Consider the following 26269-nt stretch of genomic DNA (forward strand, 5'->3'; position numbering starts at 1 on the left):
TTAAATTATTAAATCGACTATTATGGAAACTCTGCACATTAATTATATATCAATCATTAAATATGCTTTATTCTGTAATAGCTCCTCTGTTTTGAGCTTTAGTTAAAATGACTTTACCACTAATATCTGCCATTGTTTCTTGTGCTGCTTTTTTTATATTTTTAGGATTTGTATCAGTCACAGCATAAATTGTCGGTCCGAAAGAACTCATACCCACACCTGCAGCACCAGTATTTCTCATATTATCCATAATCTGTTTAATAATTGGATTTTGAAGTTGTAATTCAACTTTTTTAAACCCAATCTCCTGTATTTGGTTTACTGAAAATCCAAAAGAATCCAGATCTTTTTCCACCACTGAAGGCATCATCTTCATTAAAATTATGTGGCTGAGTTTTTCCACCTCTTTTAGAGGAATAGGACAATAATCCTGGAAAATGTTCACTTCTTTTAATCCCGATACCCGATCATCAATTTTTGGAATAGCCAGTACTATTTTCCAATCGTTTGGAAAATCATAACGAGCTAATAAAGGTGGAGGAGAAGCTTTTGAAGCGGATGAAGGCATAAAATCAGTTTTTTGTGCCCTATTATGGCCCCCATCAACAATGAAACCACCATGATCAAATGCCCTTACTCCTATCCCAGAAGTACCTCCTCTTCCCACAATTTGAGCTATTTTTGAAGCGTCGAGCTTTCGGTGGTGAAAATTTGAAACCGCCCTGCCTACAGCCAGAGAAAGCTGGGTGCCTGATCCGAGGCCAGAGTGACTTAAAAATACTTTTTTAACTGTGAACTTGAATCCGTGATTTATACCTAAAAACTGCTTCATTTTGGCAGCTGCAGATTGTATTCTTTTTATGTAATCTTCCCTCAAATTTGAAAGGTTTTTAGACTCATAGAATATTATCTCAATATCTTCATTAGGGATGGATTCAACTTCAAGAATTAATTGGGGGTTTTCAATTGTAATCCCAACTCCACCATCAATCCTACCATAGGTCCCATTCATATCAATAAGGGTTAGATGAAGTCGAGATGGAGTTTTAATTATCAATTCAACTACCATTTATAATTTAATTTGGAAAAAGTTGGATACTTAGCTAATACGTATACTTGATATTATACAACTTTTATTCTTTGAAAGGTTTAGCATGTTTTTTCTCTATTTGTTCCCGGTAAAGATTGTTCATAGTGCAAAATGGAATAATTCTTCCATCAGGAACAGCGTAATGAATTACACAACGTTTAACCCGATCACAATCAAAATTCCACGGATCCATGAAGTGCATGCAAGCAATAAGTAACGTGTTGTGGTGGAAATCACCTAATGCAGAGTAAGACCTTTCCTTGAAAACCTGTAAAAGTATATTTTTTATATCAATGGAACTGGGAGCTTTGGATCTGTCCACAGTTCTGGGCAGTTCTACTGTGGCCCTGGCAAGTGTTTTGGCTTTACCTGTTAATCCACCATCTTTTATATCCTCAGCACTTTTAGAAAGAAGATCAAAGAATCTATCAACATCAATAAACTGTGTAATTGGAATTATATCTCCATTATCAATAAAAACATAAGTAGCTGCACCACAATGGGGGTGACAGGTAAAAGTTACTTGAGGTTCACCTTCAAGGGCTTCTATAAATTCAGATATAGGAAAAACAGATGATGCCGGATGGAAATCTTCTACTTTAATTTTAGAGTCAGTTTGTTTTTCCACCATCTGTTCAAAGTCAGGTATAGTTACTCGTTGTTTTTCTACTTCATCTGCTGGAGTTCTGCCTGCAAATGAAATCGGCTGGAAATTGACACCTCTTATTACATCAATATTTTCCACTGCAAATTTTATTATATCTCCTATTTGATCATCATTTACTCCTTTAACAACAGTTGGAACTAGCACTATGCCTAATTTTTCTTTTCTACAGTTTTCTATCGCCTCTAATTTAATAGGCAGAATATTTCTGCCCCTATTATTAATATAAGGCTCTTCTGTAACCCCATCAAACTGGAGATATACTGTGTTTAATCCTGCTTCTTTGAGTTCTTTTACCAGTTCAGGATCTTTAGCAAGTTTAATTCCGTTAGTAGCAATTTGAGTATGGGAAAATCCCTCTTCTTTAGCCAATTTGACCAGATCAACTATATCTTTACGTACGGTAGGTTCACCGCCTGCAAATTGAATGGCAGGTGCAGAAACAGGTTCATTTCCCCTTAAATTCCTAAGCATCTGCCTGATTTCTTCATAGCTCGGCTCATATATATACTTAGAAACAGCTGCATTGGCAAAACAAACAGGACATTTCATATTACATCGATTAGTCACATCTATAAGTCCTAGTATAGTGTGACTTTGATGATCCGGGCATAATCCACAATCTAAGGGGCATCCCTCGTTTACTGGAGTTTGAGGATTTTCAACACCCTCGCCCTTGAAATTGCTTTCTTTAGCCAGTTCATAGAGTTCATTGCTGCTCCAATAAACATTATTAAATTCACCGTGTTCTGAACACTCTTTTTTTACCATAACTTTGTCATCTTTTTGGTAAACTTCAGCTTCTACAACTTTAAGACATTCAGGACATAGGCTTTTTGTTTTCTTGATAACCATAATTTCACCTAATATATATTTAATGAATGTTACAAATCATATAAAAATCATTGCTTTATTAATCATCGCTTTGATTTACATTTATTTACAATGATTATCTGGAGGAAAATAATGAATACAGATATTACTAATGTTCTAAATATATTGGTCTATGTAATATACTTTATGTTACCAGCATACCTAGCAAATGTTGCAGCACTCAGCTTTGGCGGTGGAACACCAGTTGATTTTGGCAGATATTTTAGTGATGGAAGAAGAATTATTGGAGATGGAGTTACCTGGCGTGGATTAATAATTGGAACTCTTATAGGGACGTTAATAGGTCTCTTTCAAGGAATAATTTCCGGAAATCTATTAGAAGGTATATTATTAGGACTCTTTTTAGGAGGAGGAGCCTTAATTGGGGATGCATGTGGGAGTTTTATTAAGCGTAGAATAAATATTGGAAGAGGAAAGCCTGCTCCTGGCCTAGATCAGCTTGATTTCGTAATCGGCGCCCTATTATTCGCTTCAATTATTGTTATACTACCTATTGAAATGATTTTAATTATAATTATAATAACCATAATCCTACATATTTCTGCTAATATTATTGCCTACCTGATAGGCCTTAAAGATGTATGGTATTGACAATTATTTTATTATGGCCATTTCTTTATTATTCTCTTTATTATTCTATTTTTACTGTCAATTTATACTGATCAGAAAATGTAAAGAAACTACTTTGGATTTTTAGCAATAAATATTCCTGTGTTTTTAGTAATTTTAATTTTACCCTCTTTTTTCAATATATCATCAATATAAATCTTGAAATCTTCTCTTTTCTGACCTTTAATGGATTCATTAGTTCTTCCAAATGAAAGAAAATAATTTACTAATGGCTTGGCTTCTGTTACTTCAAGAATATCTTCATATTAATCATTTGAACATCTTCAAAAGACAAACTTAACTGTTCTTCTCCATTTTCCAGTCCAAATGCGTGTGCAAATGGCTCTAGTGAATAATAAATTTGGTCATCATAATTGGATATCAGATCACTCAATTCTTTCATGTCGTTTATTCCAAAAGTTGAGGCGTAAAATATACCTTCAGGTTTTAAGACCCTGCTTATCTCAGCAATTGTTTTTTTCCTGTTCGGAATATGATAGAGCATTAAATTTGCAATTACGATGTCAAATGAATCATCAGAATAGGAAATTTCTTGAACATCCATTAATTCATATTCGAACCTGTTCACGGCGTCATTTAGGACTTTTGGGCATCTTTTAACATTTCCAGGTAAAAGTCTGACAACTATCCAATATATAATCTAAGCCTAAAAATAATTTAAGCATCTAAAGAACCGAATGATGCACCAATCAACCTGTAAGTCATATAGAATGCTTCGAAATATCCGCTCCATTCTGGAATCTCATAAACAAATGTAGGATAGCCAGCTGATGCTAGTGGATTTGAAAACAATATTGCAGAAGAACTCTTTTTACCTTTTCCAGATGCTTTATAATAATTGAAATCTGAAAGAGCGTTTTGAACTGATTCAGCCAGATAAACTGATCTTTCATCCATTTTTGGCGTAGCTATATAAAATCCCTCTCCATATCCTTGTTCGTGGGCATGAGCTATTATAACCAGATCATAATCAGAATTTTTGACATCCGGCAAAATGTACTGGTTAGCTAAACCCTCACCATTATTTCTTCCCTTAGTGTAATCTTCGGCATCAGATTCTACAACTATATTATAGTTAATAAGTTCAACTCCATGAGTTAAAGCGTAGAATTTAACCACATCCTGAACTGAACCAATAGCAATATTTTCTCTGGGATGTATTCCTGTTACGACTGCTATTTTCTTGTCAGAATTTCCATAATGCGCGTATACATCCTTCGTAACATATCCTCGATCATCAGTACCCAGAGTAGAATGCTGACTCCAATTAGCAAATAAAAATAAAAATATGATAACTGCTAGTACTGCAATTATTAATCTTTTTAATTCTTTTTTTTCCATTAAACCACTTTTAAACTTTTCAATGCAACTATGAACAACTATTTAATTATTTAAATTTCTAATTTTCATGAAATTATAAAATTTTTCCCTATAAATAATTTTGTCTTTAAAAATTGGTTTTTATAAAATCTTCCATCAAAAGCGCTGTTCCTACTGCTGGAGCCACTACACATTCTCCCTTGGTTAAAATTGTGTCCATTCCTACAGAATCCATATTCAGAAATTTTGCTGATTTTTTTCCTAGTATCTCCATTCCCAATCCAGTTGTTACTATTTTAGAAATATTTTCTCTTTTTGAAACCTCTGCAAGAGCTTCAGAAATCTGTTTTATCTGTTCCTGGTAAATGTGGGCAGATATTTGTTTTATATCTGTAAAATTCAATAGATCTAAATCGCCACAAACCAATCTGGATATTCTCCTCATACATTCTGATTTTGATTTGCCAGCACTGTCTGGTGTGTCACAGGAATAATCTTCCATTTTAATGTTCCCCAGAACCGTATGAATATCTGCTGTGATAGAAAAAAGTTCAGATGACACTCTAAACCATTGATCATGGATCGGAACCTTATTAACTATTGCGGCCAGATTTGTTCTCAAAGTTCCTGTATACACTAATTCACCAGTAGCTAATCGTTCAAGATCTGATCTCCCCTTAGCACATTCTTTCCCCCTTTTAATAGGAATTATATCAGTGGTTGTGCTTCCAATATCAATCATTATACATTCATCTGAAATTTTTGATGCAATCTTGGAGGTTGCAATCCAGTTGGCAGCAGCCACACTACCTGGATTTTTGAGTAGTTCCGGGTAATCTATAATTCCATTAATACTTACAAAGCCTAATGGAACATTGAAAACATCCAAAACTTTACTTGCAACATCTAAAACTCCATCTTTTTTGGTTTCATATGCATCTACCAGTTCAGCCGTCATGCTAATGCCCACTGCATCAATTTCACTTAAAGAAGATCCTAATAAACTTTTAAAAGCATTATCCAGTTCATTATTTTTAATCCACATAGGTAGATACTTAAAATCAACTTCTATATTATTTATTTCTCCAGAATTATTAAAATCAATTATTGCTACATCAGTATTGGCCCCGCCAATATCAAAACCTGCTATTTTCATTCTTAATCATCCTTAATCTGTTATATTGACATTATTAGACATTATTCGTCTCTCAATATTCATTTTAATAATCATAAGCCCTTTTTTAAAAACCATTGCCATTAAAAGAACCTTCATAAATTTCCAGATAGTTTCCTTTCTTTTCAAAGCATACCCTACCATCTAAATAGATTGTTTCCGGTAATGATCCATTAACGGAATTTATAATAGCTTTACCCAAATTGAAATTTAAAATTTTCCTTAAAGCAATATAAGGAGTTGTTATTCTCGAATTAATCTCAACTACATATATTGAATCACCCAAAATTAGATCTACACCCACATAACCCTTAAGACCAGGTATAGATTCCACGGTTTTTTTGGCCATATCTTTTGCTTGTTGGGATAATTCGTGATCTAATGGAACATATCCTCCATTATAAACAAATCCTTGATTTATATTTATATTTTGGGCATTTAAGCTTAAGGGTACTGCTTTTTCACCATCTGAAAGCAGACTGACACTGCATGATGTCCCTTCAATATAATCTTGCATTACAAAATAAGGGATGGTGGTGCGGATAAGACCTGCACACCTTTTAAATTGGTCGTATGAGTTTACAACATGTACTCCTGAACAGGATACGCCGTCAACCGGCTTTATAACTTTCTTATAATTGGGGAAAAACAGGTTATCAAATTTCTTATAATTACTAACTTCATCAAAAAGTATTTTTTCCGTTTTTATTATCGGTACATTATCTTTGAGTAATATATAAGTCTTATATTTATCTGAACAAATCTTTACTGCTTTTGAATCTGATCCTATAACATTAACGCCTTTATTTTCTATTAGACTTGTTAATTTATAGAGAACATTATCTTCTTCAGGTGCAATAAAAAGACATTCATCAAAATTATGAATATTTTCATCAAGCCAGTTAAAGAGAGAATCTTCAATGGCAATAGATTTAAGATTGGAACCTTTAATTCTAAAATTCAACCAATTAAAATGGTTTGAGATTAAGTAATGAGCATCAATTCCCTGAAAGTCACTGATAAGTCCTTCCAACATAGCCAACCCCTCAGAAGTTATCAGTGGATCTTTTATTCCGCTGGCTGTTGCAAATTCAAACAATAGTAGCTTCAAAAGCGGCCCACTCCCTTAAATATCACACCTTTTTCTCGAAAATCATCAGGATTTAAAATAGGCCTGGTGCACACCATTACTCTTCCTTTGATATCCTTTGGAGAGATATTTTTATAGGGGTCATGATCAGTGATTAAAACTACACAGTCGCATTCCAGTGCTTCTGATAAATTAACATATGCTGCTCCTAACGATTCTACTTTTTTTGACGAAACATGAGGATCATGTGCTTTTACAACTGCCCCTTTATCTTTTAAAATATTTATCAAAGGTGCTGCAGGAGTTTCACGAATATCTGCCACATTTCCTTTATATGCTATTCCAAGAATACCGACTGTTGCCTGACTAACTGACTTGTTATTTTCTTTTAATGATTCTTCGACCAATTCAGCTACATGTTCAGGCATGGATTCATTTATCATACGGGCTGTTTTAATTAACTCAGCTTTTGAACCTTTTTTTTCCGCCATTTCCACGATAAAATAGGGGTCAATGGATAAACAATGCCCTCCTACGCCTGGGCCCGGTGTGTGAATATTTACCCTAGGGTGATGGTTGGCAGCATTAATTGCTTTTATTGCATCTATACCCAATAACTCACAAATAACAGCCAATTCATTTGCAAGAGCTATATTAGTGTCCCGATATGTGTTTTCCATTAATTTAACCATTTCTGCAGTGATTAAATCGTTCACTTTAATTATTTTACCAGTGGTGATTTTTTCATAGATTGATGCTGCAAGATCTATGCTTCTTCTGTTAATTCCACCAATTACCCGGGCATTATGGGTCATTTCATATAACGTATTATTGGGTAGAGCCCTTTCTGGAGTGTATGCTAAACCAAAATCATTTGCAGCTTTTAAACCACTTTCCTCTAATATGGGGATTACCAGATTTTCACAGGTCTTTGGAGGTATGGTACTTTCTATTATAACTAAATCATCTTTTTCTAATGTTTGGGAAATGGTGCCACACGCAGATTCAACAGCTCTTAGATCAGATTTATTATTTTCATCCACGGGAGTTGGAACTATGACTACCATAACCTTTGAATCACTCCCTGCTTTCAAACCATCAGTGGTTGCAGTAAGTCTTCCAGCACTTACAACTTCATTTACCAGTTCATCAAGTCCTGGTTCCATTATAGGAGATATCCCAGAATTGATAGCGTTCACCATTTCATGGTTAATGTCTACTCCTATGACTGAAAATCCATTTTGGGCAAAAAGCGCTGCTGTGGGAAGACCAATATAGCCAAGACCGAAAACAGCTATTTTTGAGTTTTCATTTAACATTTTATCTCCTATTTTAGCCATTATTCTAGATGAAATTCATTAAATTATGTTTTAATATTCTATTTTATCTTAATTTATCCCCATAACATTATTTACAAACCCATGGTTAAAAAATATTGATTTCCATTGAATAAAATAGTATAAACCAAAATTTATGATCATTTATTGAATTTCTCCACTATTACATATTTATTTTTCAGATCCATGTGGGGATAGGGGAATCTGGGATTTTCATTGTCATATACTATTTTGACCAAAGCATTTTCCACTTTTTCAAATTCCAATACTGTTATTTGATCATTTACTTTAAGAAGATTTCTATTGAAGTTGAGCATAATATCTTCTGGAGCCTCAATACTCAATTTACCCATGTTTTGCATCTTTAAAGAGGCGTCTAATATTTTTTGTGAAGCCTTACCATCACCATAAGGATTATGGGCTTTTTTCATTTTATTGTAGATTTTATTATCATTAAAAATTTTGTAAAAATTATTTATTATCTGTTCCTTTTTAGTCCCAACCAATATGTTACCTCCAGCAAAAACAGTTTCGGGTCTTTCTGTATTGTATCTTAAGGTTAAACAGGGAATATCTAAAGTTATGGCCTCTTCTTGTATGCCTCCAGAATCAGTCATCACAAATTTGGAGCGGGACAATAACAGGAGAAAATCAAGATATCCAACTGGTTTTATCAGTTTAATGTGGGAACATTTATCAAGTTTTTCATATAAACCCTGTTCTTTAAGGTTTTTAACTGTACGTGGATGTGAAGGAAAAATTATAATCAAGTCGTCAATCTCTATTAAAGCTTCTACAATGTTTTGAAGTCTCTGGGGATGGTCCACATTTTCTGCCCGATGCATAGTCACTACCATAATATCTTTATCAAAAGAAACTTCTGGATTAATCTGAAAATTCTTCTGGGCAATTTTAAGATTTCTGAGACAAGCATCTACCACAGTATTTCCAGTTATAAAGATTTGATGGGGACTTATTCCCTCAAAAACCAGGTTTAAAGCTGAATCTTCAGTTGGTACATAGTAAAGTTTGGAGCATACATCAGCCACCATCCTATTTAATTCTTCAGGCATGGATTTATCAAATGATCTAAGACCTGATTCCACATGTCCCACAGGGATGTGTAATTTTGCTGCTACTATTGCTCCAGCTAATACTGCATTGGTATCACCCTGTACCATTACCATATCCGGCTGTTCTTCTATTAAAACTTTTTCTAAGCCTTTCATCATAGTGGCAGTTTGGGTTCCATGGGAACCTGATCCCACACCAATATTATAATCTGGTTTTTTAAGTTCCAGATCTAAAAAAAACTGATCAGACATTTCGTGATCATAATGTTGCCCAGTATGAATCAAAAGATAATCCAAAGCCCTTTTTTCAATTTCATCTATAACTGGAGCCATTTTAATTATTTCAGGTCTTGTGCCTATTATTATCGCAATTTTCATAGGATCAACTCTTACTTTCCAAATTCATTGCTAAACTAAATTTAATACAATCAGATTTAGTTACATGAGTTTTTACGTATCTAGTAATTTTATAGAAATAATATAAAAAAATTTTTAAAATTAGGTATCGTCAGTTAACCTTTTTCGCTTGGCACGATATTCATCAATAATACTTATGATTTTATTCTTTTCCTCTTTATTTCTTTTACTTTGAAGTTTAGCCTTCCATTTTTCTATTTCTCTTTTTAGATCTTCTTCTTTTATCACGGCAAATTCATCTATTTTGTTAATATAAATTTTATTAGCATCTATAATCGGGATTTTATTTACTTCAAAGATCTCTTCTGCAGTGTGAGCCATTTTATCAGTTGTTATAACCGCATTAACACCCATTTTTGCTAATAAGGATGCAGTGTGTGAACCACCACCCCTGGAACTGGAGAGTAAAACCACATCTCCCTTTTTTATTTTCCAATAATAATCTGCTTCGGTGATACCTTCTTTGGTAAATGATTCTATCATTTTTACTGGCATAAAATCTTTAGACTGTTTCAAAGAATCAAGTTGCTTTATTGAGTTCAAATTTTCCTCTAATTTTATCCTTAAATCCTTTTCTTTTTGATATTTTTCCTGAAATGCTTTTATCATGGCAATCTTTGAAGCTATCTCCTTTTTGTTCAGGATGTCTTTAGTATATTGGTAATGTAATTTTTCGATTTTTAGTTCGAGATTTTCTATTAAATCTTTATACTCTTCATTTTCATCTCTTAAAGAATGATTTTCCACTTTCAAATGTTGAATAAGTGCTTCCTGCCTTTTTATTCTCTGTTTTAAATTAGATATCTTTTTATTAATCTCTTCAGTGCTCATTTTGTGGTTTTCATCTTCGGCTAATGATTCAATTTCAATTTTTTGGCTGCCTTTTTGATCTTCAATAACAACATCCTTTATTATAATATTATCAATTGCTGAACTTATAGTATTTCCTTTAATAACTTGTGCACGTATCTCATCTAAATCTTGAGGGGATATTTCTAACCCTTCAACTCTTTTATCAATCTGTTTCAACTTATTTTGATAATTTTTATACGTTTTAATTGCCGCAGCAAGGGAATCTCTTTCATGCGCATTTTCAGGTCTTTCAACAATAGACCTGTCATTTAGATAATTATCTACAATTTCTAACTTATCTTCAACAGATATAACTTTCTTTGGAGAATAAATTTTGGCATTTAATAATGTAGCTAATTTTTTAACCATTTTAGGTGGAGGATAAACATCAGTTGATATTATAAGAGTTTTTCCAAAGTTTATTATGTGACTAATGATGTCTGATTTGGAAACTTCCTTACAACTTTTTAATGATACTAGATCACCATCTAAGTTTAAAATAGCTATTCCAACCGTTAAACCCGGGTCAAAACCAACTATATTCCAACTATGTTTTCTTTTAACATTTAAAAAAGAATTTGAAATATTTCCAGTTTGATGGGAGATTTTATCCTCTTTAAAACTTTCGGGATTTTTTTGAATTTGTTTTCCATCATAATCTTTATAAACCAGGAAATTTCCTCCTTTAAAAGGTTTATAATACATACTAAACAATTTAAACTATGTTAAAACTAATATATATTATTAGTTATCATGCTTCATGTCCGTTTATTAACTATTTAGAACTTTTTAAAGCCTATTCCGTTTATCTGCTTTTAAAATAAACTCATTGATTATAAAAAATATAAAAAAAGTGATAAAAAAAGTTAAACTATTTAATCTTTGTAATCAAATTTCTTTAATTATTCTTTCCACATTTTGACTAATATCTTGCAATTTTTGAGGGGATTTTGATTCTACGTAAACCCTTATTAAAGGTTCAAACCGAGATGGCCTCACCAGTACAAAGGAATCTTCCCAATCAACTCTCACGCCATCCTGACAATCTAAAATTCCCTCATGAACATATACATCTTTTAAGGAATCCATTATCTTTTCCTTTTTATCATGTTCACACTCAACAGAAAAAATAGTTCTTGGATACTCTGGTAATTCCTTTGCCATAGCAGATAAGTGTTGATTATTTTTGCAGATTATCTCCAGCATTTTAGCTGCTGCAAATATAGCATCAAAACATTCGTGAATCTGGGGAAAAACGTACATACCTGGTTCGTCCCCACCAAATATTGCCTTATTTTCTGCTACTCCATTCAACACCAGATCAACCGGGGTTTTAATTAATTCTCCCCCAGATTCTTTAATTACCTCCTCCAGAGACATAGATGCCACCACCGATGATATAATTTTTCCTCCGGGATTTTCAGATAGAGCATCCCGAGCAAAAATTCCAAGTATGGTCTGATCCCGTATAATATTTCCTTTCTCGTCAATAAAAACCACTCGATCTCTATCATTATCCAGTGCAATCCCCATATCTGCACCAACTGCCTTTACCAAATTAGAAACTAAAGAAAGAGTCTCTGGACTTGGTTCAGAGTACCGGGAAATTTGATCAACAGGTTGACACCCAGTAAGTATCATTTCACATTCTAATTCTGATAAAATATTAGGAGTCACTGGAGTAGTTAAACCTTTAGCACAATCTAAAATAACTTTAGGATATCTATCACGGATAACTTCCTGATTTACGTTTTGAACTACTGCATTTCTATATTTGTCAATGTAATCATGGACATAAGATAACTGACCTATCATATCCCAAGGAACCCTTTCTGGATTTTTTTGGACCAAAGGTATTTTATGGTCACTGAAAACCTTTATAGTGATGTCTTCTGGGTGAAGATGGGAAGCAGTAACAGTAATCACTACACTGGCATCATACAAATTCCTTGAATAAAATACAGCAGGTATAGGAGAAATTCCACAATCAAAAACATTTATTCCAGCAGCCATAATACCCGAAGTTATGGATCTTTTTATCATCTGCGAAGCAATACTTGTATCTCTACCTACTACTGCCACTTTTTCTGGCCTTAAAAAAGTTCCTATAACCGTTCCCAAATTAGAAGCAAATTCATTGGTTATCTCTGTATTAACATTTCCCCTGATTTCTTTTACATATAAAGCCATTAAAATCCCCCTTAAACTATAAAAAAACTCCATTCTACTTAAATATTATTTATTTGAGTCAATGATTAACATGTTCACCTTAAATAATCATAATCAACTATAGAATCAGCAGGAATAGAAACATTATTTGCTATAAATCTGGATGATTTAATTATGCAACCTGCACCTAATTCAGTTAAGCTCCCTACCACTGCATCCCTCTCTACAATGGTGTTTTCATTGATTGAACATCTACTATCAATTATACAACCTTCTAAAAATGAATTTTCCCCAATTATTGAATTTGAAAAGATAACAGCCCCCTGAATATTAGTATTTTTTTTAATATGCACATTATTGCCTATAACAGTACCTTGAGATATTTTACAACCTTCTTCAAGTATACAATTATCTCCGATTACAACTGGTCCTTCTATCCGCACTTTTTCACCAATTTTAGGATTTTTTCCAGTCCATATATTACCAAGTCTTCCCACCTGGCGGTTTATCTTTTTACCCTTCAGTCTCTGTTTTATTTCCTGATCTAGAAGGTCGTAAGTAGCTTTTATATAGGTGTCAGGTCGGCCCACATCATTCCAATAACCATCAAAAATATATCCATAAAACCCAGCCCCTTCTCTGATAAGTTGAGGAAATATGTGTTTAGAAAAATCCACCTCTCCCCTTTTTCTATCCAAATAATCAAAGATTTCTGGTTGGAATACATATGTTCCAGTGTTAGCAATATTGCTGAAAACCTTATCTGGAGATGGTTTTTCCAAGTAATTAACAATCTGCTGATTGTCATCAATTTCTGCTATACCAAAATGACTGGGATCATCAACTTGAGTCAAAACCATGGTGGCCATTGCTCCTTTATCTTTATGGAACTTCAACAAATCACAGAAATTCACATCGGTTATCACATCACCGCTTACCACAAAAAAAGTATCGTCAATAAATTTTTTAACCTTTTTTACTCCCCCTCCAGTTCCCATGGGCCATGGTTCAACAGAATATTTTATGTTTAAACCCATATCAGTACCATCTTTAAAGTAGCGCTTGATATGAGATGACATATAACTAAGAGTAACTATTAAATCAACAAAACCGGATGCTCTGAGTCTTTCAATCATATACTGCATAATAGGTTTGTTCACCAGTGGGACCATAGGTTTAGGTCTGATAAAAGTCAAAGGACGCAGCCTAGTACCTTTTCCTCCGGCCATAAGCACGGTTTTTATCATAATATCTAAGTTATTTATCTTATTTTCAAAATATATATAATTTTTGTACAAAAAAACCAATAAAAACAATATACAATAAGATATAAGCTATAAAAACCTCATTTTTCGTATAAAAAGTTTAAAATATCTTTATGAAAATTATTCACCTAATTAATTAGACTCATCCAAAAATGATTTGATATCCATACTATGGTTTAAAACCAAATAATCCAATCTTAACAATGTTTAATCAGAATATTTTAAAACATTCATCATATTTTTTTCAGCCAAAACAAGGGTGTAATTTGAGAGATACTCCCTACTTAAATAATTAAAAAATTTTTCCTTAGCATACTCATTGTATTCAAAATTTAGGTTATCATATTCAACACCCATAAGAATTAAACCAGGAGCAGGCATTGGTTGAATATTGATTTTAGATGACTTAAAGGAAGGATCGAATAATTTATCCAATTCCAGTAAATTGAGTTGACTTTTGCCAATCATCAATAACACAGTTACAATTTTCCGCACCATGTTCCAGAGAAAACTTTCACCATAAACATCTATTATTAAATAATCATTTTTTCTGGATATTCTTAATTGGTTAATTTTTCGAATGGGATTTCTTTCACTTTTTTTTGAAAACTTTTGGAAATTATGGGTTCCTTCAAATCTAACAGATGCTTTTTTCATTAACTCTAAATCAAGCTCTTCATCCGGCAGTAACAAGTAACGATAATGCCTTTGTCTAGCAAACCTAGGATTAAATTCATTTGAAACTTTAGAACTGGCCAAAATTCTTATATCGTCGGATAAAAAACTGTTAACATGATTTATTCTTAATTTATTAGATGTTTTAAAGGAGACAACATTTCCCAAGGCATGAACTCCACTATCAGTCCTTCCGGCAATGGAAAATTCTGAAGTTCTAGTATCCTCAATCATTCCTGATTTTTTAAGTGCTTGGATCAGCTCTCCCTCCACAGTTCTAAGTCCCGGTTGTCTCTGAAAGCCATGGAAAGGCGTGCCAAGGTAGGCAATCTTTAAAGCTAATATGTCCATTCTAACACCAAAAACCATTATTCTATTGGAATTCAATTAATTTTATTTATTAAATAGATAATTAGATTATAAATAATTAAATATTTAAGATTAACAAATGATTCCTATGAGATCCCCTTTTTCACCATTTAAAAACAATTTTCATGAAAAAAAGATGGATAACGATCAAAAAATTGGATTTGTGGACAAAAAATGGGGATATTTAAGTATAGTCGCTGCTATGATTTTTTTTGGAATTTCCAGCACATTTAACAAAATTTTGTTATCAGATATTCATCCTATTTCTTTAGCCGCGCTAACTTACATAATTGCAGGATTGTTCCTTATAGGGATCCGTTTTTCACCTCTTAAAGATAAAATCCTCAATATATTAAACCAAAAAACAAAACCCGATGATTCTATTAAAGCTAAAGATTATGGAATCCTATTTTTGACTGCAATTTTAGGTACAGTTCTAGCACCTATCATATTCTTAAATGGTCTAAATGCCACCACAGCAGTTAATACATCTTTATTGATGAATTCAGAAACTCTATTTATAATTCTCATTGGATTCTTTTTTTTAAAAGAACGTTTTGTAAAAAAAGATTATATAGGTTTCAGCTTTCTGATTTTAGGAACAATTTTCTTAACAACCAATGGTCACATTGAAAATATTTCAATTAGCTCTGACTTTGGAAACATATTAATACTTACTGCTGCTTTCTTTTGGAGTATAGATACCAGTCTAGGAAAACTTTTAAGTGTAAAAAGAGATCTTTTATTAATATCCGCCATCAAATGTTCTATTGGAGGGATAATTCTATTCTTAATATCTTTAATATTGAATCTAAGTTTCGAAATTCCATTATATAACTTACCCTACTTGTTAACTATTGGAATTGTAAGTGTAGCTTTATCATTTGTTCTGATTTACTTTGCAACAAGGGAGATTGGTTCGGCACGAGTAGGATCCATCTTTCCATTATCTGCATTATTCGGAGCAATATTCGCATTTTTAATTCTTGGTGAACCATTTTCATTTCTACAATTGTTATTCGGATTTTTAATGTTCTTAGGAATATTTATTCTCTACAAGAATGGTAAATATCAGGAAAATGTTTGAATTTTAATTTTTGATTCCATAAAAAAATAACATAATTTACAGCAAATTTTATTAAAAATATATTTTATGTAAAAAGTTGAATTATATAAATAAATGGGATAAATCTAATTTAACAGTAATATAAAGTGGTCGAAATGTCTCAATCGAATAAGTCAATGTTAATAATACCTGCGGTAGATCTAAAAAATGGTAAATGTGTCCAGTTAGTACAGGGAAAGCCTGGAACTGAACAGATTGTTATAGATGACCCTGTAAAAGTGGCCAGACAATGGGAAAGTCAGGGAGCTCGTCTTTTGCACCTGATAAATCTTGATGGTGCATTTGGTGAGGGTAAAAAAAATCAGGAAATAATTGAAAAAATAGTTGATGAAATTTCAATTCCCATACAACTGGGTGGAGGAATTAGAACCCGGAAAGATGCTACAGATCTTTTAGAAAAAGGAATAGACAAAGTAATATTAGGCACCATGGCCATTGAAAATCCAGAAAATGTCACTGAACTTGCAGAAGAATTTGGAAAAGATAGGATAATTGTGGCTTTGGACAGTAAGGAATCCAAAGTAGTTATTAAAGGTTGGACCCAGAAAACAGATAAAACTGCCCCAGAATTTGCCAAAATATTTGAAGAAAAAGGTGCAGGATGCATTCTTTATACAAATGTAGACGTAGAAGGTCTTATGCAAGGTTTCAAAATAGAACCTGCATTAGATCTCATGGAGGCTGTGAAAATACCAGTGATCTATTCTGGAGGAATTACCTCACTGAATGATTTGAGATTACTTAAAAATAGTGGTATTTACGGCGTAGTGATTGGTTCTGCATTATATAAAGGTAAAATTGATTTTAAAGAAGCTTTGAACCTCTGAGAAACTAGAATTAATAGGGGAATTTCAAGTTAAAAAACCCTTCTTAATTATTTCATTTTCAATGTTTTCAACTACTTTTCTCATTCTTAAAATTTGATCGGGATTGGTTGAAATAGAAGTTATACCATATTCTATCAGTTTTTTAACTATTGACTCGTCAGTTGCAGCATAACCACATAAGCAGCTTTCAATCTCATTTTCCTGACATTTCTTTATTACTAATTCAACTGTATTTAAAACAGCAGGATGCATCAAATTAAAATGTTTGGCAACTTTTACACTTCTTCTATCAACTGCCAGCAGGGACATAGTTAAGTCACTCATACCAATGGAAACAAAATCTATTCCTTCCCTGATAAAATCGTCCAGTATTAATGCAGAAGAAGGAGTTTCAATAGACACGCCAAACTTTATATCTTTATGGGGTTTTAATCCTGAACTTTTTAACAATTCTTTAGCTAAAATATATTCAGAAATATCTCTCACAAATGGAATTTTAACGGCAATATTAGTATATCCTTCTTCATAAATTTCTTTAACAGCTTCAAATTCTGCTTTCAATATTTCTGTATTTTTTAAATCATTATTTATGCCCCTAAAACCTAAAAGAGGATTTTTTTCACGATTTTCGATTGACCCACCTATCAAATGTGTTAATTCATCACTTAAAATATCAAAAGTTCTAAACCACACAGGTTTTGGATAAAAAACGTTGACAATACCTTTTATACCATTTACAATAGTTTCTGTTAATTTATTTTCCTCTAATAATCTTTGTGGATGTTTTCCTGTACGTATTATTATATTTTCTATTCGAATGGATCCTACACCATCAGAGAGGGGAGCTACTTCACCAGCAATTTCAGGTATGTTCAAGTTAACCTTCATATTGGTCGATGGATTAAATACTTCAAAAAAATCTTTTTCTTCCTCAATTTCTATGAATCCCTGATAAATATTACCTGTTTTGCCATCAACAGTTATAATTGCATCTTCGGGAATGACCTGAGTAGCATTACCTGTTCCCACAATACAAGGTATTTTCAATTCTCTTAAGACAATAGCAGCATGACTAGTTACTCCACCATAATCAGTTACCACCCCTGCAGCTTTTCGCAGTAAGGATAACATGTCCCGGGATGCCCTGGAAAGTACAACTATCTCCCCACCTTCAATATCCAATAGGTCATCGATTCTTTTAATTTTTTTTACTTTTCCAACACTAACATAGGAACTGGTTCCAATTCCTTTAACAAGTATCATACAACTTATTTTATCTTGTTTATAACAGAAATATATTTAGTAAATTAAAACCAATTTAATTTAATCAATGCTTACAATAGAATTTAACTATGGTGAAATAATGAAAACTGTGATGGCTACAGGAACTTTTGATATTATACATCCCGGACATATTTATTACCTTAAAGAATCTAAAAAGTTGGGTGGGGAAGATTCTAAACTTGTGGTGGTTTTAGCTAGAGATATTACAGTAAGGGCTAAAAAAAGGATACCAATTGTAAATGAGAAACAAAGATTAGAAGTGGTAGAGATGTTAAAACCAGTTGACAAAGCATATTTAGGTAGTAAAACTGATATGTTTGAGATTGTAAAAGAAATAAAACCAGACATAATTACTCTTGGTCCTGACCAAAAATTTGAGATAGAATTTTTGGAAGAACAACTGAAAAATAGAGACTTAAAAGCAGAAGTTAAAAGAATAACAGATTGTAAAGAATCTCCACTTAATAGTACCTGTAAAATAATCAAAAAGATTAAAAGTATGGAATTTGATGAAAACATCTTTAAAGATTGTTAATTATAAAAATAATTAACATTTATTTAAAAATTTGTTAAATACTAATTTTAATTACTAATTTTAATTTATTAAAAAAGAAAAGATTAGAAAGGCAATTCTGCATATCGGCCTTTCCAATACAAAATTTTACAGTTTTGCATAACGCCTAAGCTATTTCTCGAACTGGTTGCATCTGCAGTATACCAATTACCACCTACATACAATTCAGCCCACACATGTCCCACTGTCATACTGGTGAATTCACACTGTGCATGAGCATACCTGGCAGGAATACCCACTGATCTGGCCAATGCAATTAATAAATGGCTGTGATCTATACAGTTTCCATCACGAGTTTTTAAAATGCCCGTCGCACCGTATTTTGTATTGTAATAGAATGTGTAACTCAAATTATCTCTGACCCATTTGAATATTCTATCGGCTTTTTCATACGACGTTGTGGCGCCTTGAGTTATAGACAGTGCAAGTGATCTTATTTGAGGATCATCTGACTGACAATTATCTGTGGGGACAAGATATTCTTGCATATCGCTAGAACTTCCATTCGAGGAACTTAGAGTTTTTGTGTCAAGAATAGCGTAATTCGGTAGCCTTCCATTGGTATTATAGAAATCCATTATTTTGGAAAAACTATAAACCATATAGTTAAAGTTGACCTTCCCAACAGAAAACACTGAATAATTTGGTGCTCTGTTGTATGATTCCATGAAGGTTTTTAATTTTTTAGCTACATCTAAGTATTCTGATTTATTGATGTTAGCGTTGACGATATCACCGCTAGGACTAGGTGCTTCGCCTAAAGTCTTGAATGTTATAGGAGCAGAAGTACCCTGATTTACTTGCAGCACACTAGACACCAGTAAGTATAAGAACTCTGACATGCTGATTTGTTTTCCTGAAACAGTTACATAGCTAGGAAGCCGTTTATTTGACTCAACAAATGCTTTAACTCTAGAAGCCGCAGCTTTAATCTCTGCTATTGTCGTTGAATTTCCACCTGTCGAACCAGAGCCCGACGAATTACCGCTGAAAAAATTACTATCAATCAGTCCGTAAGAAAACAGTGCGTAACCACTTGCCCCATTACCAATTGCAACATCTGAATCCTGCTTTAATTCTGTAGCAGGTAAAGGAGTTAAATCGCTATCCGACCTATAACTCTGCAAACCAGCAACAACCGGCTTACCACCAGCATTATCAACAACATATTTTACAACTGACCCAATCCATGCACTATCTGCTTTATAATTGCCTTTATAAACCATAGGGACTAAAAAATCCAAATAATTGGATAATTGAGAATAGTCCTGCCCGTAGTAATAGGCATTCACTGATTTTTCAGGCATTAAAGCCGCTGAAACTGCAACTTTTGATTTCACAGATTTCACCGCGTTGTAAGCTCTTTGGACAAATGAAGTTATGGTTTGTGTACCATTTGTGTATTCATAAGCGGTTCCAGGATATCTCACATAATCTAAGTGAATACCATCGATATTGTAATTTTTGGTTATATCTGTAATTGTTTTTATGAGTGCATCGTTAAATGCGGTACTGTTCCCATATCGGGTCTCGTAGCGATACGATGTCTTGGTTACCCATTTATACTGAGTTTTATTGACATATTTGTATGCGGTTTTGTATTTTATAGTGTATTTCCAGTTATATTTCCACTTATATTTCCATCGTCCATAAGATTCGTACCATACTTTGTACCATGCCTTGTACCAACTTTTATATGAAACTTTATAGGCAACTTTAACTGTTACTGTGTATGGCACCTTCACCTTTTCGGTGTATGGGATTTTTACTTGGTAGCTGTAGTTTCCTTGTGGATCAACCCATTTCCCATTGCTGTCTAAAAAACAGGTAATCCATGCATGAACTCTTATTCCGCTTCCATTCAATTTATTAATCAGTGCTTGTAGTTGAGTGGTGTAGGTGGATGTGTATCCCTTAGTTAAAAGGAATATGTCAGTTATTCCAGAAGCTTTCAGTGTAGTTACATTGATGTTATTCACATCTTCAGGTCTCATCCAGAATCCTGTTACATTGGAATATATTCCATCTCCTGCAGCAGCATATTCCGGAATATTTTCTGAAGAATTGTTGGTAATGTTATTGCTAGATGTAGTCAAGTTATCTTCAATGATTGATTGGGTTGAGCTAGAGTTCGTGTCGTTAATTAATTGCTGGTCTTCTAATGTGGCGTATATGCTATTTGTACTGAGCAATGCCACGCCAAATATTAGCAGCACTGCAAGCAACAAATGTCGCTTCATTATACTGCCTCCATGTTTTTCCCCAATACCAAATAACTCCATTTTAGGAATTCTTTGGTAAATTATAATTTCAGCTATGATAACATATAAATATTTTGATTTAAAATTAATTAAGAATTGCTTGCTTATTTAAGATTTAATCATAACTTTATTATCATTTTAACAGTGATTTAATATAGAAATAGTTTAAAAATATATGAAATAAGTGTATAACGTAATCTATAATGAAAACTGATAAAAATCAGATAATTATCGTAATAAACTACTGTTTTTAGTATTTATTGAAGAAAATGAGAATTTAAAAAACAAAAATAAGGGGATTTAGAAAGGTAATTCTCTCCAAATACCTGTTCCATTAGCCCCTTTTAAATAAAGTATCTGACAATTCTGCATCACGCCAAGAGTATTTCTAGAACTTGTTGCATCGGCGATGTACCATTTACCATTCACATATAGCTCAGCCCAAACATGACCTACGGTCATGGATGAAAACTTACATTGTGCATGACCATATCTTGCTGGAATTCCAACTGATCTTGAGAGAGCCACAATCAAGTGGGAATGATCAATACAGTTACCATCAAGGGTTTGTAAGATTCCAGTTGCTCCATATTTAGTGTTGTAATAGAAGCTGTAACTTAGGTTATCTCGGACCCATTTAAAGATGGCATCTGCTTTCTCATAATTGGTAGTCAGACCATTGGTTATGGATTTAGCTAATGCTATTATAGTAGCATTGGTGGATTGCGCATTTTTTGTCTCTTGCAGGTAAATTAATAATTCCTCTGGTATAGAAGAGTCATATCCCATCTCTGCAGTTTTAATAATTGCATAGCTTGGAAGCCTCTTATTGGTTGCATAGAAGTCCATGATCTTCGAATAACTGTACACCAAGTAATCAAACTGAACATTACCCAATGAATAAACACCCCAATTAGGAGCCCTACCCTTAGAATCAATAAAGGCCAGCAGATTACTTGCAACCTTCAAATACTCAGACTTACTTACATTACCTGAAACAATAGCACCACTAGGATTAGGAGCACTACCAACATCCAACAACTTAATAGGAGTAGTAACACCCTGGTTAATTTGCAACACACTAGAAGTCAACAACTGAAGAAGCTGAGACATACTAACCTGCTTAGAAGCAATAGTAACCGAATCCGGCAACTTACCATTAGCCTCAACAAAAGCCTTCACCCAAACCGCAGCACTCTTAATCTGATCAATCGTAAAACTCACTGAATCATCACCAGGCTCATTGCCTGAATTATCACCGCTCATTTCACTAGTTTTAATAATTGCATAGTTGGGAAGCCTCTTATTGGTTGCATAGAAGTCCATGATCTTCGAATAACTGTACACCAAGTAATCAAACTGAACATTACCCAATGAATAAACACCATAATTAGGAGCCCTATCATTGGACTCAAAGAAGCTCAGCAGATTACTTGCAACCTTCAAATACTCAGACTTACTTACATTACCTGAAACAATAGCACCACTAGGATTAGGAGCACTACCAACATCCAACAACTTAATAGGAGTAGTAACACCCTGGTTAATTTGCAACACACTAGAAGTCAACAACTGAAGAAGCTGAGACATACTAACCTGCTTAGAAGCAATAGTAACCGAATCCGGCAACTTACCATTAGCCTCAACAAAAGCCTTCACCCAAACCGCAGCACTCTTAATCTGATCAATCGTAAAACTCACTGAATCATCACCAGACTGATTAACCGAATTCCAGAAGTTTTCGTCAATTAAACCGTATCTAAATAAGACATATCCTGATGATCCACCGTCTGATGCTGCATTTACGTCCTGGTTTAATTCATCTGCAGAGAGCTTTGTAATATCACTGTCTGAGCGATAAGTTTGTATACCTGCTACAACAGGTTTTCCATTGGCTTGTCCAACAATATATTCTGTAGTTGAAGCAATCCAATCTGTGTCTTCGTTATAGTTCCCCTTGTAAATCATGGGAACTAAAAAATCAAGGAATTGTGAAAGTTGACTGTAATCTTGTCCATAATAATAGGCATTAACAGACTTTTCAGGCATTAAAGCAGCAGAAACCGCTACTTTTGTTTTTATTGAGTTAACTGTGTTGTACACATTTTCAACAAATGAGGTTATGGTTTCTGTCCCATTTTCGTGTTTGTAAGCAGCGTTATTCCCTACTCCGGAATATCTAACGTAGTCTAAATGGATTCCGTTTACATCAGTGGTGCTAACAATATCTGAAATTAAGTTTAAAAGATTGTTAGTGTGGGTTGTATTCTTTGGATCTATCCAATTATCATCAGAATCTTTGAAACAAGAGATCCATGCATGAACTCTTATTCCTGTATCTTGGAGCTTTTCCAATAATAAATTAATATTTGTCTGATAGTTAGTTGAATTTACATAAAGGAATATATCAGTTATTCCTGAGTTTAAAAGAGAAGTTACATTTAAGCTGTTAATGTGGGACGACCACATCCAAATACCGGTGACATTATCATATGAATCTCCTCCAGCAGCAAGCATTGATTCATCATCTATATTTAGAATATTAACTGAACTATTATTATCTTGAGGATTTTCATGATCTGATGTATTGTCATCAGTTATTTCAGTTTCATTTAAGTTATTTTGTGTTGAAGTATTGGTTGAATTTTCACTAGTTTCATTAAGAGACTCCTCTGAATCAGAATCCGTAGTTGTTTCTAATTCTAAGTTATCTGTATCCATATTTGTAGTATTTACTGTTAAATTTTCAGCTGTTTCGCCTTCTAAGCCTTGTTCATCTGTGGCGGCGCAGAAATAATTCACATTTAACAGTGATATACTCAACATGAGCAACACTGCAATTGCTATTTTTTTTCGCGAAATTTTAACGCCTCCATATTTAGATTAAAAAAACACTTAATCCTTTGCATTCTTTTAACCGACTTTAGATCATCACATAATGACATATAAATATTTCGACTTAAATCTTGAAAAAAAGAACAATTAAAACTCTTTTTTTGAATTAAAGATTAATTTAAAGATATAATAATAAAGGGTCATAATTATGGCCATCTATTTTGTTTCCTAAAGGGATTATATTAAATGAAAAATCATGTTAGATTAATATAAATAATTATACCTTTTTTAAAAGTATAACCCATTTTAAAATCTATTTTATCCCCATATAAACTTTAAAAACAAAAATAAACGGTCAGTACTATCTTTCTTTAATCTAAAACCTCCCAATAAGATCATAAATCTTATTATATAGTTTTTCATCCTTTGATCTTTTCAATCCTTTAATTGGTAATATGAGTAATAAATATAAGATTTTTCGGGATTATTATTTTATAATATTCAAAAAATTAAATTCAATAATTATTAAGTTTATTTAAATTCCAAAATAGACATAATTTTATAAGTATACATTCTGAAAATTATTGTATTAATACATAGAGAAGAAATTCAAAGTGTTATTCATAAAAAAAATAGGAAAACTAGGGTGAGATAATGATCGAAGTTGGAATTATTGGAGCAAGTGGTTATACTGGAGGAGAATTACTGAGATTTTTAAAAAACCATTCGGAAGTAGATGTTACTACCGCAACATCACGAAAACATGCTGGAATTCCTATTAAAAAAGTACATCCTCATTTACAGGATTTAAAACTTAATTTTACTGATGTTTCACCCAGTGAAATTGAAGCAGATCTTGTCTTTACGGCAACTCCTCATGGAGCTTCAATGAGAATAGTTCCAGAACTAGTGGAACGGGGCATTCGAGTAATTGATTTAAGTGGTGATTATCGTTTTGATGATATTGAAACCTACGAGAAATGGTATGGTTTTAAACATGAAAATCCACTGGAAGCAGTATATGGACTCCCCGAAGTATACAGAGAGGAAATTAAAAATGCAAATTTAGTTGCCAATCCCGGATGTTTCCCTACTGGTAGTATTCTAGCAGGATTACCGTTGGTAAATGAAAAACTAGTGGATACCCTGATTTTTGATTCAAAAACAGGAGTAAGTGGAGCAGGCATAAAACCAACTGAAATTACACATTACCCCAATATTAGTGATAATGTGATACCTTACGCAGTAACCACCCACCGACATGGTCCCGAAATTAATCAAGAAATAAATAAAAATTGGCCAGTGAAGGTTTCATTCACTCCACATTTAGTACCAGTTATTAGAGGGATTTTAACCACAGTCCATACTTTTTTAAAAGAAGATTTAACATCAGCAGACATTAAAAATATATATGAATCCTTTTATCAAGACGAACCCTTCTTGAGGGTTATGGATGCTGGTGAAATTCCGCGTTTAAGTGCAGTTAGAGGTTCTAATTATTGTCATGTAGGTTGCTTTGAAATTGATGAAAATGGAAGAATTGTTATAATATCCGCCATAGATAATCTTGTTAAAGGTGCTTCTGGACAGGCAATCCAAAATATGAACATAATGTATGGATTTAATGAAAAAAAATCATTAGAATTTGTAGGCTTACATCCATAAAAACTTATATATAGCACCAAAATGAATAATAAACAGATAAAATAAGGCAATTGATGAGTATTTTAATGAATTGTATTTGTGTTCATTAGTACAATTATACACTAAATTACTAGATCTGCCATCGAAAATCGTATTATCAAATTTACAAAGATAATATATTTTTTTATGAGGTGTTGGATTGAAAACCATGGTTTTATATTACTCCAGAAGTGGAAAAACCGCAAAAATTGTAGAAACTCTTGCAGAAAATATTTCTGCAGATACTTTAAAAATTGAAGATTTTAAAGATAGATCCGGTCCTATTAACTATATAAAAGCATCTATAGATGCTTTAAGAGAGGATAAAACTAAAATTGAACCATCGCATATTGATCTTAGTCCATATGGTTTAGTGTATATCGGAACCCCTAACTGGGCTGGAAAACCAGCTCCTGCAATAATTACTTTAATTGACACTAATGATTTTAGAGGTAAAGATGTTATTTTATTTGCCACCATGGGAAGTCAGGGCGGTAACAGTGTAATTGAGCGAATGAGAGAGAAAATTGAGGCTCGAGGCGCCCGTATGATTACCTCATTCTTGATTAAGACTGGTGGAAAGAGTACATCAGAACTGGAAGAAGATGTCAAAAAAACTATTGAAGAAATGGACTTAAAGATATATGGTATATAATGCTG

At 33.1% G+C, this 26269-nt stretch carries 20 protein-coding genes and 1 pseudogene; 6 read left to right on the plus strand and 15 right to left on the minus strand.

What is annotated here, in order from left to right; translation table 11 throughout:
• Nucleotides 1-67 precede the first annotated feature (67 nt).
• Together CIT01_01960 and CIT01_01965 are read right to left on the minus strand one after the other, a co-directional pair.
• On the minus strand, nucleotides 68-1057 hold the full coding sequence (locus tag CIT01_01960; GenBank protein ID AXV37055.1) for a hypothetical protein: 990 nt from the start codon (nucleotides 1055-1057) through the stop codon (nucleotides 68-70).
• Nucleotides 1058-1133: 76 nt separating this feature from the next.
• Nucleotides 1134-2609 (minus strand): radical SAM protein, encoded by a 1476-nt coding sequence (locus CIT01_01965; GenBank protein AXV37056.1) that lies wholly within the window; start codon nucleotides 2607-2609, stop codon nucleotides 1134-1136.
• Nucleotides 2610-2720: 111 nt separating this feature from the next.
• On the opposite strand from CIT01_01965, the gene CIT01_01970 reads away from it, so the two are divergent.
• Nucleotides 2721-3239 (plus strand): hypothetical protein, encoded by a 519-nt coding sequence (locus CIT01_01970; GenBank protein AXV37057.1) that lies wholly within the window; start codon nucleotides 2721-2723, stop codon nucleotides 3237-3239.
• An 89-nt stretch (nucleotides 3240-3328) separates the two neighbouring features.
• On the opposite strand, the pseudogene CIT01_01975 reads toward CIT01_01970, so the two are convergent.
• From CIT01_01975 to CIT01_02020, 10 genes and pseudogenes are all read right to left on the minus strand, one after another.
• Nucleotides 3329-3881, minus strand: a pseudogene (locus CIT01_01975) (hypothetical protein).
• Between the two features lie 54 nt (nucleotides 3882-3935).
• Entirely contained in the window at nucleotides 3936-4619 is a 684-nt protein-coding gene (locus CIT01_01980; GenBank protein AXV37058.1) for a hypothetical protein, read from the minus strand.
• A 106-nt stretch (nucleotides 4620-4725) separates the two neighbouring features.
• Nucleotides 4726-5754, minus strand: coding sequence for a H4MPT-linked C1 transfer pathway protein (locus CIT01_01985; GenBank protein AXV37059.1), 1029 nt, complete (start codon nucleotides 5752-5754; stop codon nucleotides 4726-4728).
• An 85-nt stretch (nucleotides 5755-5839) separates the two neighbouring features.
• Entirely contained in the window at nucleotides 5840-6883 is a 1044-nt protein-coding gene (locus CIT01_01990) for a carboxylate--amine ligase (protein ID AXV37060.1), read from the minus strand.
• Complete coding sequence (locus CIT01_01995; GenBank protein AXV37061.1) at nucleotides 6880-8181, minus strand: UDP-N-acetyl-D-mannosaminuronic acid dehydrogenase; 1302 nt, start codon at nucleotides 8179-8181, stop codon at nucleotides 6880-6882. The genes CIT01_01990 and CIT01_01995 overlap by 4 nt, the downstream gene beginning before the upstream one ends.
• Nucleotides 8182-8339: 158 nt before the next feature.
• Entirely contained in the window at nucleotides 8340-9650 is a 1311-nt protein-coding gene (locus CIT01_02000; protein AXV37062.1) for a UDP-N-acetylglucosamine 2-epimerase (non-hydrolyzing), read from the minus strand.
• 120 nt (nucleotides 9651-9770) lie between these two features.
• Nucleotides 9771-11246, minus strand: a complete 1476-nt coding sequence (locus CIT01_02005; GenBank protein ID AXV37063.1) for a hypothetical protein — start codon at nucleotides 11244-11246, stop codon at nucleotides 9771-9773.
• A gap of 183 nt (nucleotides 11247-11429) precedes the next feature.
• Nucleotides 11430-12764, minus strand: coding sequence for a hypothetical protein (locus tag CIT01_02010; GenBank protein ID AXV37064.1), 1335 nt, complete (start codon nucleotides 12762-12764; stop codon nucleotides 11430-11432).
• A gap of 41 nt (nucleotides 12765-12805) precedes the next feature.
• Nucleotides 12806-14026 (minus strand): hypothetical protein, encoded by a 1221-nt coding sequence (locus CIT01_02015; GenBank protein ID AXV37065.1) that lies wholly within the window; start codon nucleotides 14024-14026, stop codon nucleotides 12806-12808.
• 156 nt (nucleotides 14027-14182) lie between these two features.
• Entirely contained in the window at nucleotides 14183-15001 is an 819-nt protein-coding gene (locus tag CIT01_02020; GenBank protein AXV37066.1) for a tRNA pseudouridine(38-40) synthase TruA, read from the minus strand.
• Nucleotides 15002-15182: 181 nt separating this feature from the next.
• Here CIT01_02020 and CIT01_02025 point away from each other — a divergent pair, with 181 nt between their 5' ends.
• Together CIT01_02025 and hisA are read left to right on the plus strand one after the other, a co-directional pair.
• Nucleotides 15183-16106, plus strand: coding sequence for an EamA family transporter (locus CIT01_02025; GenBank protein ID AXV38690.1), 924 nt, complete (start codon nucleotides 15183-15185; stop codon nucleotides 16104-16106).
• A 155-nt stretch (nucleotides 16107-16261) separates the two neighbouring features.
• A complete protein-coding gene (hisA, locus tag CIT01_02030) occupies nucleotides 16262-16972 on the plus strand; it encodes a 1-(5-phosphoribosyl)-5-[(5-phosphoribosylamino)methylideneamino]imidazole-4-carboxamide isomerase (GenBank protein ID AXV37067.1) in 711 nt (236 codons plus the stop codon).
• A gap of 24 nt (nucleotides 16973-16996) precedes the next feature.
• Here hisA and CIT01_02035 read toward each other — a convergent pair whose 3' ends face one another.
• Complete coding sequence (locus tag CIT01_02035) at nucleotides 16997-18235, minus strand: phosphoenolpyruvate synthase (protein AXV37068.1); 1239 nt, start codon at nucleotides 18233-18235, stop codon at nucleotides 16997-16999.
• Nucleotides 18236-18347: 112 nt separating this feature from the next.
• Between CIT01_02035 and CIT01_02040 the strand changes: the two genes are divergently transcribed.
• On the plus strand, nucleotides 18348-18791 hold the full coding sequence (locus CIT01_02040) for an FAD synthase (GenBank protein AXV38691.1): 444 nt from the start codon (nucleotides 18348-18350) through the stop codon (nucleotides 18789-18791).
• An 83-nt stretch (nucleotides 18792-18874) separates the two neighbouring features.
• Here CIT01_02040 and CIT01_02045 read toward each other — a convergent pair whose 3' ends face one another.
• Together CIT01_02045 and CIT01_02050 are read right to left on the minus strand one after the other, a co-directional pair.
• The gene (locus CIT01_02045) at nucleotides 18875-21070 is read right to left on the minus strand and encodes a hypothetical protein (GenBank protein ID AXV37069.1); all 2196 of its coding nucleotides are present in this window, start codon (nucleotides 21068-21070) and stop codon (nucleotides 18875-18877) included.
• 321 nt (nucleotides 21071-21391) lie between these two features.
• Nucleotides 21392-23059, minus strand: a complete 1668-nt coding sequence (locus CIT01_02050) for a hypothetical protein (protein ID AXV38692.1) — start codon at nucleotides 23057-23059, stop codon at nucleotides 21392-21394.
• Between the two features lie 1521 nt (nucleotides 23060-24580).
• On the opposite strand from CIT01_02050, the gene CIT01_02055 reads away from it, so the two are divergent.
• Together CIT01_02055 and CIT01_02060 are read left to right on the plus strand one after the other, a co-directional pair.
• The gene (locus CIT01_02055; GenBank protein ID AXV37070.1) at nucleotides 24581-25591 is read left to right on the plus strand and encodes an N-acetyl-gamma-glutamyl-phosphate reductase; all 1011 of its coding nucleotides are present in this window, start codon (nucleotides 24581-24583) and stop codon (nucleotides 25589-25591) included.
• A gap of 178 nt (nucleotides 25592-25769) precedes the next feature.
• On the plus strand, nucleotides 25770-26264 hold the full coding sequence (locus CIT01_02060) for a flavodoxin (GenBank protein ID AXV37071.1): 495 nt from the start codon (nucleotides 25770-25772) through the stop codon (nucleotides 26262-26264).
• The last annotated feature ends 5 nt before the right edge of the window (nucleotides 26265-26269 follow it).

Source organism: Methanobacterium sp. BRmetb2, from assembly GCA_003491285.1.
Taxonomy (GTDB): Archaea; Methanobacteriota; Methanobacteria; order Methanobacteriales; family Methanobacteriaceae; genus UBA117.